We start from the raw sequence: 16,397 nt of genomic DNA, 5'->3' as shown, positions 1-16,397 counted from the left end.
TTTATGTAGGTTTATACAAAAACAAAACACATTCCTCATTAAAAATGAGTGTTAATCTACCAGCTTTATACTCAATTGGAATTGTTTATAAACAACAGGAATTCTCTTATTATTAACCTCTACTCTTACAGGCTTCTTCTTACTCCTGAAACTGGCATGGATCTTCGGTTGCCCGTCTATCCAAAGATTGAGTTTCTTATCTTCTTCCTTTTGGATAACGAATAACTTAGCCAAAGAAGAAAAATAGGTTTCCTTATCGCGCCTTAATGCACTGCCATGACAGATAAAGAAATCTTTGGCGTCTTTGGCTTCCGTTCCTTCGGGATAAGAAACTGCAAACATATAGGCATCTGTCATCCAGCCGTCCGGCATAATCCATGAGTTGCTGTGCATCAGTCTGCCATCTGCCAACTGGTTAATATACAAGTCAGTCACTTTACCTTTGTGACGGATACGAAGACCAATCCAGTCCTGCCCTTCCCGCCGTTCCATTTGCGGCAGGTCTTTTTCATTGGGAGTCTCCTTCAAAATAATAGCTGTCAGCCCTTTTACTCGATTGACTTCTGCCGGCAAATGAAATGAATAATAGGTTTCAGTACCTTTCAAATCTTCAGTTGGAGCCTGTATTTCTTCCCAATACAAATCCTCCGGATAGTCGTGTACAAAATCAGACTTAGCAAGCAAACGGGGATAAAGAGGACGAATCACAACGGAAGAATTACCATTCGTCACATTCACGTCAACTCCCGACTTCTTATAAGTCCCGTTGGTATGCCACAGCCATTCAAAACGGCCGACCTTATGCGTCTTTAAATCATCAATCATATAAATCACATTATCCATCCAAAGGAAATGGCGGAAATTACGACTGAAATTATTAGATACAGGACCTGTTCCATTAGCCAGGACATATTTCACATTTCCCGCATCCAAAAGATGATGTAAATATCCTCTCAAAGTAGAACCGCTGTACTGCTGCTCACGGGGTTGTCCCTCGCCATTGAACAGTACTACATTATGCGCCTGGCTTTGAAAGAAATAATTCCGATAAGCAGGATTAGGATACCAACAGTTTCCCCCGTCTTTAATAATATCTACCCCTTTATGAAAGACAATAAATGAATTGGCATCTGCGTGAGAATGATTCCATGTATGACCGCTTTTTACAGCCAGCATCGTAGCATCCTTTTCCCACGAATCACGCATCGTAGCCCAACCAAAATCGGCAAATAATTGAGAAGTCGGCAGTTGAAGGACAGCGGGCGCCTTACTCAAATCAGGAGTGTAAAGGAAACCCATAGGACGATTCAGGAAAAAGCCATCACGATGTTGTCCTTGTTCCACTTGAGATATATACCACAAAATAGTTGGATCTTTCATCCCCAATGCATACAATAACATCATACTGGATTCTGCCGATACATTTTTATGGCTATCTCCAAAATTCAAACTATGCAGCATACCCGTACGTGGGTAGCAGACTTGTGAGAAGTAACTCGGCAATTTTGCCAATTGAGGAATATCACCCGGATTCTGTCCGGGATGAGTGTTTATCCAAGCTATCCTAAACAACAAAGCTTCCTGAATACCAAAGTTAGCATAATTCAGACTTTCATACATTCCACCGGCCTCATCAAAACTCTTTGCTTTCTGTTGCAATACATCACCGGCAAAATCGAACCATTCAGGAAGAGATTCGTGAAGTTGTTCCACCCATTCCCTGGCTTCGGGGATTTCGTTTTGAAGGCTCAAAGCCAATATTCCACCCTGACAAACACAGGAGGTCCACCAGTTATGTCCCATCGAATTCAATGAGTGAATACGGGTCGGCTCCAACAACCAGTCTCCCAATGCCGGTTCCACGGCTAACCGTTTCAATCCTTCGGCTATCTTTTTTCTTTCTGAAGAAGACATGACATTGTATGCAGCATCATACCCCACTGCGGAAAGAAAACTCTTATGAGCCATACCCAGTTGTGAACGCCACGCAGGAATACGTGCCATCATTTCCACATCTCCCCATGATTCGGCTTCCACAGTTTTCAGGAGGATTTCTTTGATTGCGTCTGCATACTCCTTATTATCAGTCATCAAATAAGCTAATGACAAATAGTCTAATCGATTAAAATCTTTCTTTTGCAAAGCTTCATCTGCTGTTTTCTTAATATCTCCCCATGATTCCTGCAATTTAGGTTCATGCTGCATACGCTGTTTCACTTGCTGTATGCGTTGTGGAGTATACAGTAATGAAGGATGATTTATTTTTTGTGCTTGTATATATAATGAAGAAACACACAAAAAACAGATAACAGCAATAATAGTTTGTTTCATGCTACTTAGTCTATTCTATATATAATCAGTTACAATATTATTCTTTATTGAACGTTTTTCAAAAATTCTTCCAATGCTGCATTAAATTCTTCCGGGCGTTCCATATTCAGCATGTGTCCGCAATCGTCAATTACTTTCAGTTTTCCATTGGGAAGATATTGTAAAATGGGAGGTTCTTTTGAGAATCGGTTACCGGAAGAATGACCTTCAACAATTAAAGCAGGTACATCGGGATGATTCTTTTTCAATTCCTCGATGGCATCCAAACCAGCTACCACCCGTACTTCTTTGTGTAAAGGTTGCCACGCATCCCACTCATCGATCATTTGCCATAGAGACTCACGCATTCGTTCCCGCTGACTTCCTCCTGACTTCATCAATCCTTCAAACCACTCTTTCTTCATCACATCTCCCCCTTTCTCTTTCAAAGCAGCAATCTCCTTATCACGTACTCTTGCTTCTTCCGGAGTCATCGGTTCACTTGGGCCTTTCGATTTCCGAATGTTTCCACTGGCTAAAAAAGCAGATAACATCCGATCTGGGAAGTACGCCAACATATCGGCAGTAATAAAACCACCTAAAGAAAGTCCGACGATATGTGCTTTCTTAATGTGCAAAGAATCCATCAAAGTAACTAAATCTTCAGCGTGTGTAAATTGATAGTCTTCCGTTTGTGAAGACGAAATGCCATATCCTCTCAAATCATAGCGGATCACACGATATTTTTTTGCCAGTACGGAAAATTGTTCATCCCACATACGATGATCCAAAGAATGACCATGAACAAAGATGACGGGAGCACCTGTGCCGGCTTCCTCATAGTAAAGAGAACCGTTGCCCACTTCAACGCGGCCTTGTTTCACAACCAACGGATGTCCCTTTACAATCTCTGAAACAGTTCTCGAAATTACAGGACTACCATAAAAAGACGAGAAACCATCTTCTTTACTGGAAGCACCGACTACATGAGCAATAAAGAAGCCATAAACATTCTCCCGTTTATTGATCCACGGGTAAGCGCCAGCCCATCCTGGTGAACTAATCTGATAAGCTTCACCTGTCTTCTTATCGATTAATTCACGCCATTCTCCCAATCCGTAGATTCCATTGTGGGATTGTCCTAGCCCTTTCACTACATAATTATCCGAGTTATTCGAAGGGATTATTGCGTCTTTCACTTGGTCGGCCTGCATTTCCTTTACAGTTTTTGCTGATATAATCCGCTTATCGTTATACATTCCTTCATGATAAATCATAGATAGAAAATGAATATAATCGTTCAAAGTGGTACACAGACCACCACCCAACATCGGGGCATGCCCGCCATCGGTATTTATCGGAGTAAAATGAGAATTCTTCATTTCCAATGGCTGCGCCAATAGCTCCTGAAAGAGAGTTTCAAACTCTTTCCCCATTGCTACTTCCGCCATTCTTCCGGCAATCTGCATGGCAAGTCCTCCATATTGGAACTGACTTCCGGGAGTAAAGACCGTATCTAACGGCAATATCTCAATAATGGCAGAATCCAGATGATTGTAATTATCTATCCGAGGTTCGGGAAGATAGGGACGTACTCCGGAAGTATGAGATAATAGTTGTCGTAAAAGGATTTTTCCTTTGGCATCTCCTTTAAATTCCGGCAACCATTTCTCCACCGAGTCATCCCAACCTAAATCGGTACTGTCTACTACCGCTCCGATAACAGTAGCCGCTACCCACTTTCCGGCAGAAGCTACATATACTTTCGTATCGGGAGTGTAGTTGCCATAGTTATTCTGGAAAATAACGGAATCATTCTTCACTACGCAGATGGAAGCTCCAGGATAATATCCCTTACTTACCCAACCTTGAATAACAGAGTCCAATGAAGAGAAGTTATAATGACTTCCCCGTACGGACGATACATTGCAGGAACCCGCAATAAAACAGAGACTTACAAAAAGTACGATTAATAATCTTCCCTTCATTTCCTTTATCTATTTAAGTAATAACTTCCTATTAGGCAATGAATTACACAGATTACGCTGTTGCTTTATGCAATCATAATTCTAAAAACCGTGAAATCCGTGTAATCCGTGCCTAAAATTTTCTATTTAGACTGTAAATCCCAATATACCACATAACGCTGATGATGCAAATCATAAAGCGGACGAATCACGTCTCCCTGTTCCGTTGTAAAGAGCAGGTCTTTTCCTGTACGTTGCAAAGTACGTTCCAGATATTTCATATCTACTTTCAATGAGGTACACAAATCGGCAGGCACATGGAAATTATAAGTATAATAATCATTATAAAGAGCTGGATTAGAGAAAGGTGCAGGAGCCTGCATACCTTCCGTGCCCCGTTCTCCGGCAAGCACTAACGGCCCGTACAGTAAAGCCACTTTATTCGGATTATCGGGAGTGGCTTCCATCTCAAGCTGCATCGGGTAAGTAGCCGAAATACGGTCATCGTCCTTCCAATCACGGGTGATAGCAATATAAGAACCCGGTTTTTGTTTCACTGCCACTTTTTTACCGTTAACAAGAACTTCTACTTTTCTACTCCATGAGGGATATCTTAGATAAACAGTAGTACGTACCGGTTTTTCTGCACGAACAGTAAACTGAGTTGTTTCTTCTTTCGGAAATAGCGTTTCCTGGAGAAGTGTCAATCCTTTTTCTTTCCAAGTTACCCGGGAAGGAATAAACAGATTTACGTAGATTCCCCGGTCATTGTGATAATAGATAGCTTCACCATATTTGGCATGATTTTCAAATCCGCTGCCGACGCAACACCAGAAAGAGTTCTCTTTTGTACTGTATAGCTTATGAGAGCCGGAAAGCAGCGGAAGAAAATAGGCTACCATTCCTGTTTGCGGGTCTTGCTGACCGAGGATATGGTTGTATAATGCCCTTTCATAATAATCGGCAATAGACGAGTCGCCCGTCCAGCAGAAAAGATGGCGGCTGAGTTTCAACATATTATAAGTGCAGCAAGTTTCTCCTGTATAGCCGGTCAAATGTTTAGAGAACTTCTTCGGGTCAAAAAAATGTTCTTTATCGCTACTGCATCCCGGAGCAAAAGTATGGTGGTCAATCATGGTATGCCAAAAGAATTCCGAAAGTTTTTTACTTGTCTCATTCTCTGTCAGTTCATAATTACGCGCTTCGGCTATGACTTTCGGGATAAATGTATTCGTATGTTTGGTTCCTAAATCGTCCCGGAGTTCTTTCAAAGGGTCAATTACGTCATTATGGTAGAAGTATTCAGCCAACCAACGGTAACGTTCGTCGCCTGTGATAGCATACAAATTGTAAAATGATTCATTAATACCACCAAACTCATTACGTATCATGAGTTTGCGGGTTTCTTCAGTGAGCGGTTTTAGTTTGTTATAAGCCCAGTCACCCATTTTTGTCACCACTTTCAAGGCTTGTTGATTATCTGCATACAGATATTGGTCTATTAGGCCGGAATAAAGTTTATGCAATGTGTACCAAGGCGCCCAAACGCTCTTTCCTTGAATATTACGATTTATCAGTTCTTCGGGATAGGCACTTAAATAGCCGCCTTTCAGGGCATTTTGAACTTCGGTCAGTCCATTGACAAGGCTATCTCCTTTTAGTTTGAAAATCTCACTTCCGGTTGCGGCGTACATCAAGGCGTAAGCTGAAAGCAAATGTCCGGTAGTATGTCCGCGAAGCTCACAATCCAAAGATTCCCAGCCACCGAGCTTCTTCACTGTCATATATCCGCCTTCACGACCGGCAAACACTCCGGCATTTGTCCGGAAACTATGCAACAGGCGATTCACGTCAATAGAAGTCATCCATGCGGAATCCCGCAACATATTGTCACGAAAACGACTCGGTAATAAACGCACGTCTTTCAAGTCAAAACTTTGTACCCGCACAGGAGCCACTGTCTCTTTTTTCATTTTTCCCTGATGCTGACCGGGGTACACAGATTGAGCCGACGATAGAGCCGATACTGCCAATAATGCGATTGCAACTAAAAATTTCTTATTCATAATCATTTTTTATATCCTTTATTTATAGGATACGAATAAGTTCTGCCTAACACTCAATGCAAAAATACGAAATTCTGATTTAGCGGCGTAGCGACCAGACAAAGTTTCCTTGCGGGATGTTGACATTTTAATTAATAACCGTACGGTTATGGACTAACTGTTTTCGGGCTTAAAAAAGAGTAAAAGAACGGGATTATCCGATACATTCTCAATAAATGCAGTAAAAAATATGTTTTTAGAGATTAAGAGCTTTTTAAACGATGAATTAGAATGTGTAAAACGAGAAATATAAAATAGTTATTTGGTTAATACATAACATAATATACCTTATTATATTCTCAAACAATTCTCACTGCTATGAGAAAAAATACTCATCGCGATGAGAAAACATTCTCATAACGATGAGAATTAATTCTTATCACCGTGAGAAAATGTTCTTATCACGATGAGAAAATATTCGATTAAGTTTCATTCATTTCCCGTGCGGATATGAACTAAAACTTTTGGTGCGGTTACCCTGATAGTCTTTCACTAATTCAATATTTCATTGATAAATGAAAAAACTTCGTTCGATCGGTTCGGCTGTCTGTACTTTTCCAACCAAACCATATTGCCAAGCCACTACGGTCACTTTTAACGGAAACTTGCTGCGTGGAGGAATTTGAGTAAATATCAGTTTATTTCCTTCTATCTCCACCGGTCCTTCTTTCACATAATAATATACGGGCAGTCCGCAATCAGAAGTTGCCTGAAGCGCAATCTCCTTTGTTTCCTTGTTCACATCCTCAATACCCGGGAAAAGAATATGCTGGCGTTTACCTTCCGTATTACGATAAGGAATCCGGAAACTAAGTTCTTGAACGATACTTTTATATTGACGGTCACCGTCATTGCTTGCCAATAAGCAAATATCTCCCGTGCGACGCTTGTTGTACATCCCCATACGATAGAAACGAACAGTAAAAGTTGTATCGTTCACTTTCTGTACCGGGCCGCAAATGCGGGTTATTTCGGGGAGAGTGGACGAATGTTCTTTGGTGATCACTGTATGTAAGCTATCCGTATACACAGCTTTCAGATGGAAAGTCAGTCCGTCTGCTTCCGGTAAGAAGCGGGCGGCTACTTTCACGTGGGATTTTGGATTATAGGTGAGTAATTGCCCCTTTTGTACAAAACCCAGATACTGGGGTTTCTTCCCTCTTTCCTGCTGATAGCGCTCTTCCGTCATTTCAGCCATTTCCTTATCGAAATACCAGAACGCGTCGTGCGAGTTTCCTTTGTATTGTTTGTAAGGAGCGGCCTTAGCACGTTTCTTCTGATTGGGATGCCACCTTTCGGCAAGCCAACCATTCTGCGGATTCAGTTTTTTCAAGACTACAGGTTTATCTAAATCATATGTTCCAGATATACGATATGCTAATGCTTTCTTTAGAAACAATGCAATATATTCAGCAGTGCGGTTTGCTATATCGAAATGTCCGCGCCCTGCATCACAAAGAAAAGAGATACAGCTATTAGGATACATCATACGGAAAGCCAAAGCCGGATTCACTCGGTCTTCCCACCATTCGTATTCACCTTCAATCATCAATCCCGGAATACCGTCAATCGTACGTTTCCCCCATTCCATGTTGTCACGACCATATCCGGTTAGATTGGTACGCGGTGCATCTCCGTGTAGAGAGATAATAGCCAAGGTACGGTCGGGATTCCATGCAGCGAAGTTCCACGGATAGGTAGCCATCGCTGAATGTCCTAAAGGGACAACAGGCGCATATTTCAATTCACTATAACCACTGACATTCGCAAAATCCTCCATCATCTTTTCAAAGGCTTCCTGACATCCGGTAGTTATGTCCCATCTTTGATCCCATCCGGGGGTAATCCATATCAATGCCATACCGTTTTCCGACATTTTCTCCCGAAATAAAGGATTCTCAAACAGCGTCTCTTCTGTCATGTTATGATTACCGATTATCACAGCTTTCACTTGTGTACAATCGGAAGGTATCCACAAAAATGCTTGCGGATGATTATTCGTTTCGTTGGAAGTAATGCCCGATATCTGTACAGACCACTGCCATTCGGCTGCCATGCTACTTGGCAATAAACTGACAGCTAATATTCCCAATATAAAAAATCGAAGTAGTTTCATGTTTAATTCATTTATTATTTTTCTATATAATACGTAGTCATGACTATATATACTCAACCGAAAAATATAAAAAAACTATTATAATAGGAAGCCTTTCATCAACTATTCCACAAAAACATTGTATCTTTATTCTCCAATAAAGAAAGGAATTATATGGATTTACGTACAGCAAATGTTACAAGATATATTCTTCCCTTACGGGAAGGGGGCTCATTACCGGCTTTAGCCGAAGCTGACGATGAATTTAAGTATGTCGTAAAATTCAGAGGGGCAGGACACGGGACGAAAGCACTGATTGCCGAACTGATTGGTGGAGAAATTGCCCGTACACTGGGTTTCAGAGTACCGGAGATAGTTTTCCTGAACCTGGACGAGGCTTTCGGACGAACGGAAGCGGACGAAGAAATACAGGATTTGCTTCAATGGAGCCGTGGATTAAATCTCGGTCTGCATTTTCTATCGGGAGCATTAACCTTCGATCCTGTTGTGCATAAAGTAGGCGGTAAGACAGCCTCGCAAATTGTGTGGCTGGATGCCTTATTGACTAATGTAGACCGCACTATCAAAAATACGAATATGCTGATGTGGCATAAGGAATTGTGGTTGATTGACCACGGGGCTTCCCTCTATTTTCACCATTCATGGACTACTTGGCAAAAGCATGCTCTTAGTCCGTTCGTGCAGATAAAAGACCATGTACTGTTGCCGTTTGCCGATAAATTGGAAGAGGTGGATACTGAATTCAAGCAACTATTGACTCCTGATAAAATCCGTGAAATAGTCAATGCGGTTCCTGACGACTGGCTGAACTGGACAGAAGGGCAGGAAACTCCGCAAGACTTGAGAGATATTTATATTCTATTTTTAAAAGAAAGGATAAACCATTCCGAAACATTTGTAAATGAAGCGCAAAATGCAAGAAAGGCACTTATATGAATATGCAGTCATCCGTTTCGTCCCCAGGGTAGAACGTGAGGAATTTATCAATGTAGGTATTGTACTGTTTTCCAAACGGTGCAAATATCTCAAATCCCTTTATACGATAAATGAAAATAAATTGAAGCTCTTTTCTTCGGAGTTGGATATTAATTGTCTGAAAGAAGGGTTACAGGTCTTTGACAAGATATGTTCGGGAAATAAGGAAGGGGGAGCGATAGCCAATATGGATATTCCCGACAGATTCCGCTGGCTGACTGCGGTGAAAAGCTCCTGCATACAGGTATCCCGCCCGCATCCGGGATTTTCCGCTGATTTGGATAGAACTTTGGAAAGGCTGTTCGGGGAACTCGTATTATAAAATAGAGGTCTTCTCCTTGGGAGTAAGACCTCTAACACACATAAACCTAATATATTTGATATATCACGTTTCTAACATATAATTCATTTACCTTTATTCCATTCCTGCAATACCGGTTTATGTTTCATCGTGGGCAAATGTAGCCAAAAAGAAGATACGCCTTTATCCGGCACAAGGTTGTTCTGTCAATTAATGAACCTTGTTTCTGTAGAAGAGTTTATTTATTCATAATGCTTCTTTTAATTGATTTAACTTCATATACGACGAATCCGGAGAACAAAACACTAAGAAAACGACTATATATAAGAGAGAGATTAGATGCGAAGACAAAGTTATCCGTAAAAATGGTAGCAAAACCCGTAACCTATATAAATACAGATTACTTTTTACTGAATAACTTTGCATATAGAAAAAAGGTAGTAATAGTGTTAGAATACGCTTTTAATTTAATATAGCTTGATTATGGAAAAGGTAAAATTGAACAATGGCATTGAAATGCCTATTTTGGGTTATGGTGTTTATCAGGTTACTCCTGAAGAGTGTGAACGTTGCGTGTCGGATGCAATCAGTGTAGGTTATCGGTCTATTGATACGGCACAAGCCTATCATAATGAGGAAGGTGTAGGAAATGCAATCAGTAAATGCGGTGTGCCGCGTGACGAGCTGTTCATCACTACCAAAGTATGGATTTCAAATGCCGGTTATGAAAAGGCGAAAGCTTCTATTGATGAGTCGCTGCGTAAGTTGCAGAGCGATTATATTGACTTATTGCTCATTCATCAGCCGTTCGGGGATTATTACGGAACTTACCGGGCTATGGAAGAAGCATACAAGGCCGGCAAACTTCGTGCTATCGGCGTCAGCAACTTTTATCCCGACCGTTTTGTAGACCTGGCAGAATTCTGCGAAATCACTCCTGCTGTCAACCAAGTGGAAACGCACGTTTTCAATCAACAGATAAAGTTACAGGAAGTAATGAAGGAATATGGCACTAAGATTATGTCATGGGGACCTTTTGCCGAAGGAAGAAACGACTTCTTTACCAACGCAACTCTTCAGGAAATCGGTAAAGAGCATGGCAAGTCAGTGGCACAGGTCGCACTGCGTTATCTGATTCAACGCAATATCATAGTTATTCCCAAGTCTACCCATAAGGAACGTATGATTGAGAATTTCAATGTATTCGACTTCTCTTTAACACCGGACGATATGGCTGCTATTGCTGCACTCGATACAGCCAAAACCCTCTTCTTCTCCCACAATGACCCGGAAATGGTGAAGTGGCTGATTAATTATGGTAAATAATAGTTCACTATAATTTCCTTTTTCAGGCACGGATTACGCAGATTGCACTGTTGCTTTATGTTATCATAATTCTTAAAACCGTGGAGTCTGTGTAATCCGTACCTTAAAAGGATAAATATAAACTTGCTTACTTAAGTGGGGTAAAATGCAACGCAGCTCCACCACTCGCTTTCAACTTCAAGACAAGTTTATCGCCTGCCTTTATCTTCTTATGAGTGCTGCGTACTTTCGTCCGTGTATCCAGTTTGTCATCATCTTCATACAGATGAAGCAGATACTTCTTTCCCGGTTCCAGAAAATCCGTAGTCAATGTAACCGTGCGGGCTTCCGTATTTGTCATTGCTCCTACAAACCAGTCACTTCCCGAACGACGTGCCTGAACGATATATTCACCTATTTCTCCATCCAGTGCGCGACTATCATCCCATACGCTTGGAATAGCTTTCCAAAACTCCAGTTCTTCTTCTCCTTTATAAAATTCCGGTCGGTCATACCAGAACATAAATTGCAAAGGACTGTAATACACTGCCGCCATTGCCAATTGATGTGCTTTCGTATTCTTCACTCTGTTATTGAAGTAGCAAAGTGTATAATCTCCTGCACCTGCCAAGTAGCGGGTAAAAGGAAGCATTGTATTATGAGTTGCATCCGGCATTTCTTCATTTCCACGGATACCTTCCTGTGTCATCAGATTGGGATAGGTACGGCTGAAACCCGTTGGGCGATATTCGTCATGAATATCCACCATCAGACCATATTCTCCACATTTGCGGACTGCCTCGTGCAGCCAGGTACTCCAACGCTGATTACCAATCTGTACAAAACCGAACTTGATACCTTTCAACCCCCATTTCTTATATAAAGGCAATAAAGTATCCAGTTGTTGCACCAACGCACGTTGATTGACATACACCGTGAGCCCGATTCCTTTCGATTCGGCATACTGACACAAAGCAGGTATATCAAGGTCTTTATCCGGAGAAACAGTAGTAGCGTCCGAACTCATCTTCATTTCCGGCCCATACCAGCCGGCATCCATATGCACATACTGAATACCACGTTCCGCTGCAAAGTCAATAGCAGCTTTCACCCTGTCTTGTTTCAAGTCGCCCGAGCGGAATACTTTTCCCGGCTTAATCCAGGAAGTGTCAGCCAGTTTACAAGCCGGATTCAAGTTTAAGACAATATCATTGTTATTAATCAAATCGACCGGACGTTCGGCAGCCATGATGACGCGCCACGGAGTATTATAAGGAGAAATTATATCGACGCTGCTATACAGGCTTGTTTCCAAAGTAGAAGGCTTGTCTGCCGATAGACGGAATTTACCACGGGCATAATCCACCATTTCCGCTTCCAACAAAGCCACGTATAACCCGTCGGGCAGTTTTAAAGTCAAAGGACGTTCGCTTTCCTCTTTCCCCCATCCTTCCAGCGGACGAAGTACGCAAGGACCTTGTGCCCAGCGCTCATAATAAGCCATTGTTCCTTGAGGCATTGTGAAGCTGGTTTGTTCGCCTATGATATGTAAGAAAAGCCCGTTTGTTGTTTCCGGAAAATGATAGCGGAAAGCAACTCCTTCATTGTAGGCACGCACTACGATGTTCATAAAATAATTCTTACGCTTATCATAGCCACCTTCCTGTGCTCCATTCCCTTCACCCTTTTTGAATTTCAGAGTCATCTCATTATAACAATTACGAATCTCGGCACGTTCCCCATATACAGGTTTCCATGTTTCATCCGCTTTCCGTTGCTCAGTTCCCGTCAACTTCAGATTCTCACACCAAAAATGGCAGGTATCATTCGGAACACCCAATGCAGATTCAAATAACTGGTTTTCAATCAAGATACCCAATTTACTTTCTTCAATTACCGGGCGGTTCTTGTAAGTCAAGGTATAATACATTTGTGCATTATCCTCTCCCACCGCACGCTGATAGAAGGTAAAACGATACGCTCCGTCGGGAGATGTCAACTCCCGGCGAGTTTCTGTCATTACCTCCTGCGCTTTCAACAATGCCGGTATCACCAACAATAAAAGCAAAAATCTTTTCTTCATTCTATTTACGTTCATGTTTATTCTTCTTTCCTATTATATACGAACGAGAAAGAAATTATACTCAAATAGTTTATTCACCGGAAAGATTATTCCATCTGCTCCCTATAAAAAGTAGGTGTCATCCCAGTCACCCGCTTGAAGATGCGGTTAAAATGTACAGGAGATTCGAATCCGCATGTCGCGCTGATTTGCGAGACATTCATCATACTACTATTCAATAGCTTACAAGCATAGCCGATACGCATATCAAGTACATATTCTTTGAATGTCTTTCCTGTGTTTTCCTTGAAATAACGGCAGAAGGCGGTAGGATTCATGGCTGTATAAGAAGCTATCTCGTCCAGACCGATAGACTCGGTATAATGTTTGTTAAGATAGGCAATCACTTTTTCCATTCTTTCATTGCGCATAATAGAAGGAGACGGTGTATAATGGGAAGTAGTCAGATATTTCCTGTTATCGTTGGTAGCCATTATTTGCAGAAGTGAAAGCAACAGGATGATTTGTTCTGCTCCTTTAGCAGAAGGTATCTGTTTTAATAGCTTGATAATTTTACCCGAACGGGAAACGGTGAACCTAATTCCCCGGCAAGCATCTTCCAATAAGTTCCTGATAGGGATAAACTGGGAATATTGGGAAATGGAGTAATGCATAAAGTCCTTCTCAAACTGGATATTCACGCCTTTTACTTTCAAGCCGGACTCTTCTCCGTTATCCGGCGGACTCTGCATGCTATGAGGAAGTTCCGAACCGAAAAGAATCAAATCCCCTTTTGCATAAGAGATAATGCTGTCACCCACCAGGCAATCCCCTTCTCCTTTCTCCACATAGATAATTTCATACTCACTATGGAAATGCCACGGGTAAGTGAAACGCGGATATTCATAAAAGCGGGCACGGACGGGATTGGAAGTCGTAATAGTCAACTTCTCATTCATTATCTTCTTCATAAAATCTCCTTTCTAAACTACTTTTGCAAAGATAAGTAAATATCTTGCAAAGATACGCATCATAGCGTGTGTAAAAACCCGCTATTTTTGCATCAATTCATAAAAACATTTGATAGAACCATGAACGAATTATTTAGTATTGCCGGTAAAGTAGCTGTTATTACCGGAGCAGGTGGTGTACTGGGTGGAAATATCGCCCAACACTTCGTACAGCAGGGAGCAAAAGTAGTAGCTATCGACATTCGTCAGGAGCAACTGGACAACCGGGTAGCCGAACTGAAACAATATGGAGAAGATGTAATCGGTATTATCGGTAATGTGCTGGACATCGCCAGCCTGGAAAAAGTAGCGGAAGAAATCGTTGCCAAATGGGGACGGATTGATATCCTGTTGAACATTGCCGGTGGAAACATGCCGGGAGCTACTCTCGAACCGGAACAAAACTTCTATGACATGGATATCTCCTGCTGGGAGAAAGTCACCAATCTGAATATGAACGGAACAGTTTATCCGTCCATGATATTTGGCAAGGTAATGGCTAAACAAGGCAAAGGATGCATCATTAATGTATCATCAATGGCTGCATACAGCGCTATCACCCGTGTACCGGGATACTCTGCCGCAAAAACCGCCGTAGCCAACTTCACTCAATGGCTGGCTAGCGAAATGGCACTGAAATATGGAGACGGAATTCGCGTAAACGCCATTGCGCCGGGCTTCTTCATCGGCGACCAGAACCGCCGCGTGCTTATCAATCCTGACGGCTCACTGACCGACAGAAGCAAGAAAGTATTGGCCAAAACTCCGATGAAACGTTTCGGTGACATTAAAGAGCTGAATGGTGCCGTACATTTTCTGTGCAGCGAAGCCGCCAGTTTCGTAACAGGAGCGATGTTGCCTATCGACGGTGGTTTCAGCGCTTTCAGCGGTGTTTAAATAACAGCCTGTAATAAAGAGAAAGACTATGATGGAAAAAACATGGAGATGGTTCGGCAAGAAAGACAAGATTACCTTGCCAATGCTCCGACAAATAGGTGTAGAAGGTATTGTCACAGCCTTACATGACGTGCCGAACGGAGAGATTTGGACCGTAGAGGCTATTAATGATTTGAAGTCTTACATCGAATCTTATGGTTTGCGTTGGTCGGTAGTAGAAAGCCTCCCAGTATGCGAGGCAATCAAATATGCGGGGCCGGAACGTGAACAGTTGATTGAAAATTATAAAGTAAGCCTTGCCAATTTGGGCAAATGCGGAATAAAGACCGTATGTTACAACTTTATGCCTGTTATCGACTGGATACGTACTGACTTGCAGCACGCCTGGCCGGACGGAACCAGTTCCTTATACTACGACCGGATTCGCTTTGCTTATTTCGATATCCGGATTCTGGAACGCGAAGGAGCAGAAAACGACTATACTGAAGAAGAGCTTCATAAAGTAGCCGAACTGGATAAAGTAATTACAGAAGCGGAGAAAGATGCCTTGATTGATACAATCATTGTCAAGACACAAGGTTTCGTTAACGGCAATATCAAGGAAGGGGACAAAAATCCGGTTGCTATTTTCAAGCGGCTGCTTGCCTTATACAAAGATATTGACCGCGATACTTTGCGTGCAAATATGCGTTACTTCTTATCCGCAATCATGCCCGTATGCGAAGAGTATGGCGTCAATATGTGCGTGCATCCCGACGACCCGCCATTCCAAGTTTTAGGTTTACCGCGTATCGTCACCAATGAAAGTGATATCGAATGGTTCTTGAACGCAGTAGATAATCCACATAACGGATTGACTTTCTGTGCAGGCTCTTTGAGTGCAGGCGAACATAATGATACCCGTGAACTGGCAAAGAAATTTGCCAAACGTACCCACTTCGTACACCTGCGTAGTACGGCTGCCATACCAGGTGGAAACTTCATTGAAAGCTCCCATCTCACAGGAAGAGGACATTTGATTGACCTAATCCGTATCTTCGAAAATGAGAATCCGGGACTGCCCATGCGGGTAGACCACGGACGGATGATGCTTGGAGATGAAGACAAAGGCTATAATCCGGGATATTCTTTCCACGGGCGTATGCTGGCTCTGGCACAGGTGGAAGGGATGATGGCTGTGGTGGATAATGAGAAAGAACGGCAGATGATATAACGAAACAATATAAAATGTATGTAATGATACAACTACAATAAAGGAAGCTATCATCATAAAAGCGGCAGGAAATAAAAGACTGTTTTTCAAGCCATTACTTCCTGCCATTTCCGTTATACCATTCAATACAGTGTAT

The 16,397-nt window shown here is 42.1% G+C and carries 11 protein-coding genes; 5 read left to right on the top strand and 6 right to left on the bottom strand.

All coding sequences use genetic code 11. The features are described 5' to 3' along the window. Nucleotides 1-51 precede the first annotated feature (51 nt). The 4 genes from ACGHVY_RS03945 to ACGHVY_RS03930 form a co-directional block, all read right to left on the bottom strand. Nucleotides 52-2,331 carry a heparinase II/III family protein gene (locus ACGHVY_RS03945; protein ID WP_390597293.1) on the bottom strand — a complete coding sequence of 760 codons (2,280 nt, stop codon included), beginning with the start codon at nucleotides 2,329-2,331 and terminating at the stop codon, nucleotides 52-54. 44 nt (nucleotides 2,332-2,375) lie between these two features. Beyond that, nucleotides 2,376-4,298, bottom strand: a complete 1,923-nt coding sequence (locus tag ACGHVY_RS03940; RefSeq protein ID WP_390597291.1) for an alpha/beta fold hydrolase — start codon at nucleotides 4,296-4,298, stop codon at nucleotides 2,376-2,378. Nucleotides 4,299-4,420: 122 nt separating this feature from the next. Next, a complete protein-coding gene (locus ACGHVY_RS03935) occupies nucleotides 4,421-6,349 on the bottom strand; it encodes a glycoside hydrolase family 127 protein (RefSeq protein ID WP_390597289.1) in 1,929 nt (642 codons plus the stop codon). 538 nt (nucleotides 6,350-6,887) lie between these two features. Beyond that, nucleotides 6,888-8,498, bottom strand: coding sequence for a hypothetical protein (locus ACGHVY_RS03930; RefSeq protein ID WP_390597287.1), 1,611 nt, complete (start codon nucleotides 8,496-8,498; stop codon nucleotides 6,888-6,890). Between the two features lie 153 nt (nucleotides 8,499-8,651). Here ACGHVY_RS03930 and ACGHVY_RS03925 point away from each other — a divergent pair, with 153 nt between their 5' ends. The 3 genes from ACGHVY_RS03925 to ACGHVY_RS03915 all read left to right on the top strand — a co-directional run bounded on the left by ACGHVY_RS03925 (nucleotide 8,652) and on the right by ACGHVY_RS03915 (nucleotide 11,100). Then, a complete protein-coding gene (locus ACGHVY_RS03925) occupies nucleotides 8,652-9,434 on the top strand; it encodes a HipA family kinase (RefSeq protein ID WP_390597285.1) in 783 nt (260 codons plus the stop codon). Then, nucleotides 9,412-9,795 (top strand): DUF3037 domain-containing protein, encoded by a 384-nt coding sequence (locus tag ACGHVY_RS03920; protein WP_390597284.1) that lies wholly within the window; start codon nucleotides 9,412-9,414, stop codon nucleotides 9,793-9,795. The genes ACGHVY_RS03925 and ACGHVY_RS03920 overlap by 23 nt, the downstream gene beginning before the upstream one ends. A gap of 462 nt (nucleotides 9,796-10,257) precedes the next feature. Beyond that, nucleotides 10,258-11,100, top strand: a complete 843-nt coding sequence (locus tag ACGHVY_RS03915; RefSeq protein WP_390597283.1) for an aldo/keto reductase — start codon at nucleotides 10,258-10,260, stop codon at nucleotides 11,098-11,100. 127 nt (nucleotides 11,101-11,227) lie between these two features. Here the strand turns inward: ACGHVY_RS03915 and ACGHVY_RS03910 are convergent, their stop codons facing one another. Further along, nucleotides 11,228-13,177, bottom strand: coding sequence for a glycoside hydrolase family 97 catalytic domain-containing protein (locus tag ACGHVY_RS03910; RefSeq protein ID WP_390597281.1), 1,950 nt, complete (start codon nucleotides 13,175-13,177; stop codon nucleotides 11,228-11,230). Nucleotides 13,178-13,248: 71 nt separating this feature from the next. Next, nucleotides 13,249-14,112: an AraC family transcriptional regulator gene (locus tag ACGHVY_RS03905; RefSeq protein ID WP_390597279.1), complete on the bottom strand. Its 864-nt coding sequence runs from the start codon at nucleotides 14,110-14,112 to the stop codon at nucleotides 13,249-13,251. Nucleotides 14,113-14,232: 120 nt separating this feature from the next. Here ACGHVY_RS03905 and ACGHVY_RS03900 point away from each other — a divergent pair, with 120 nt between their 5' ends. Together ACGHVY_RS03900 and uxuA are read left to right on the top strand one after the other, a co-directional pair. Continuing rightward, complete coding sequence (locus ACGHVY_RS03900; protein ID WP_390597277.1) at nucleotides 14,233-15,048, top strand: SDR family oxidoreductase; 816 nt, start codon at nucleotides 14,233-14,235, stop codon at nucleotides 15,046-15,048. 28 nt (nucleotides 15,049-15,076) lie between these two features. Next, on the top strand, nucleotides 15,077-16,261 hold the full coding sequence (uxuA, locus tag ACGHVY_RS03895) for a mannonate dehydratase (protein WP_390597275.1): 1,185 nt from the start codon (nucleotides 15,077-15,079) through the stop codon (nucleotides 16,259-16,261). Nucleotides 16,262-16,397: the final 136 nt, after the last annotated feature.

Origin of the sequence: Bacteroides sp. f07, from assembly GCF_042854785.1 — a bacterium.
Lineage (GTDB): Bacteria > Bacteroidota > Bacteroidia > Bacteroidales > Bacteroidaceae > Bacteroides.
The sequence above is the reverse complement of the archived record's forward strand: the minus strand, read 5'-3'. Positions and strand labels throughout refer to the sequence as shown.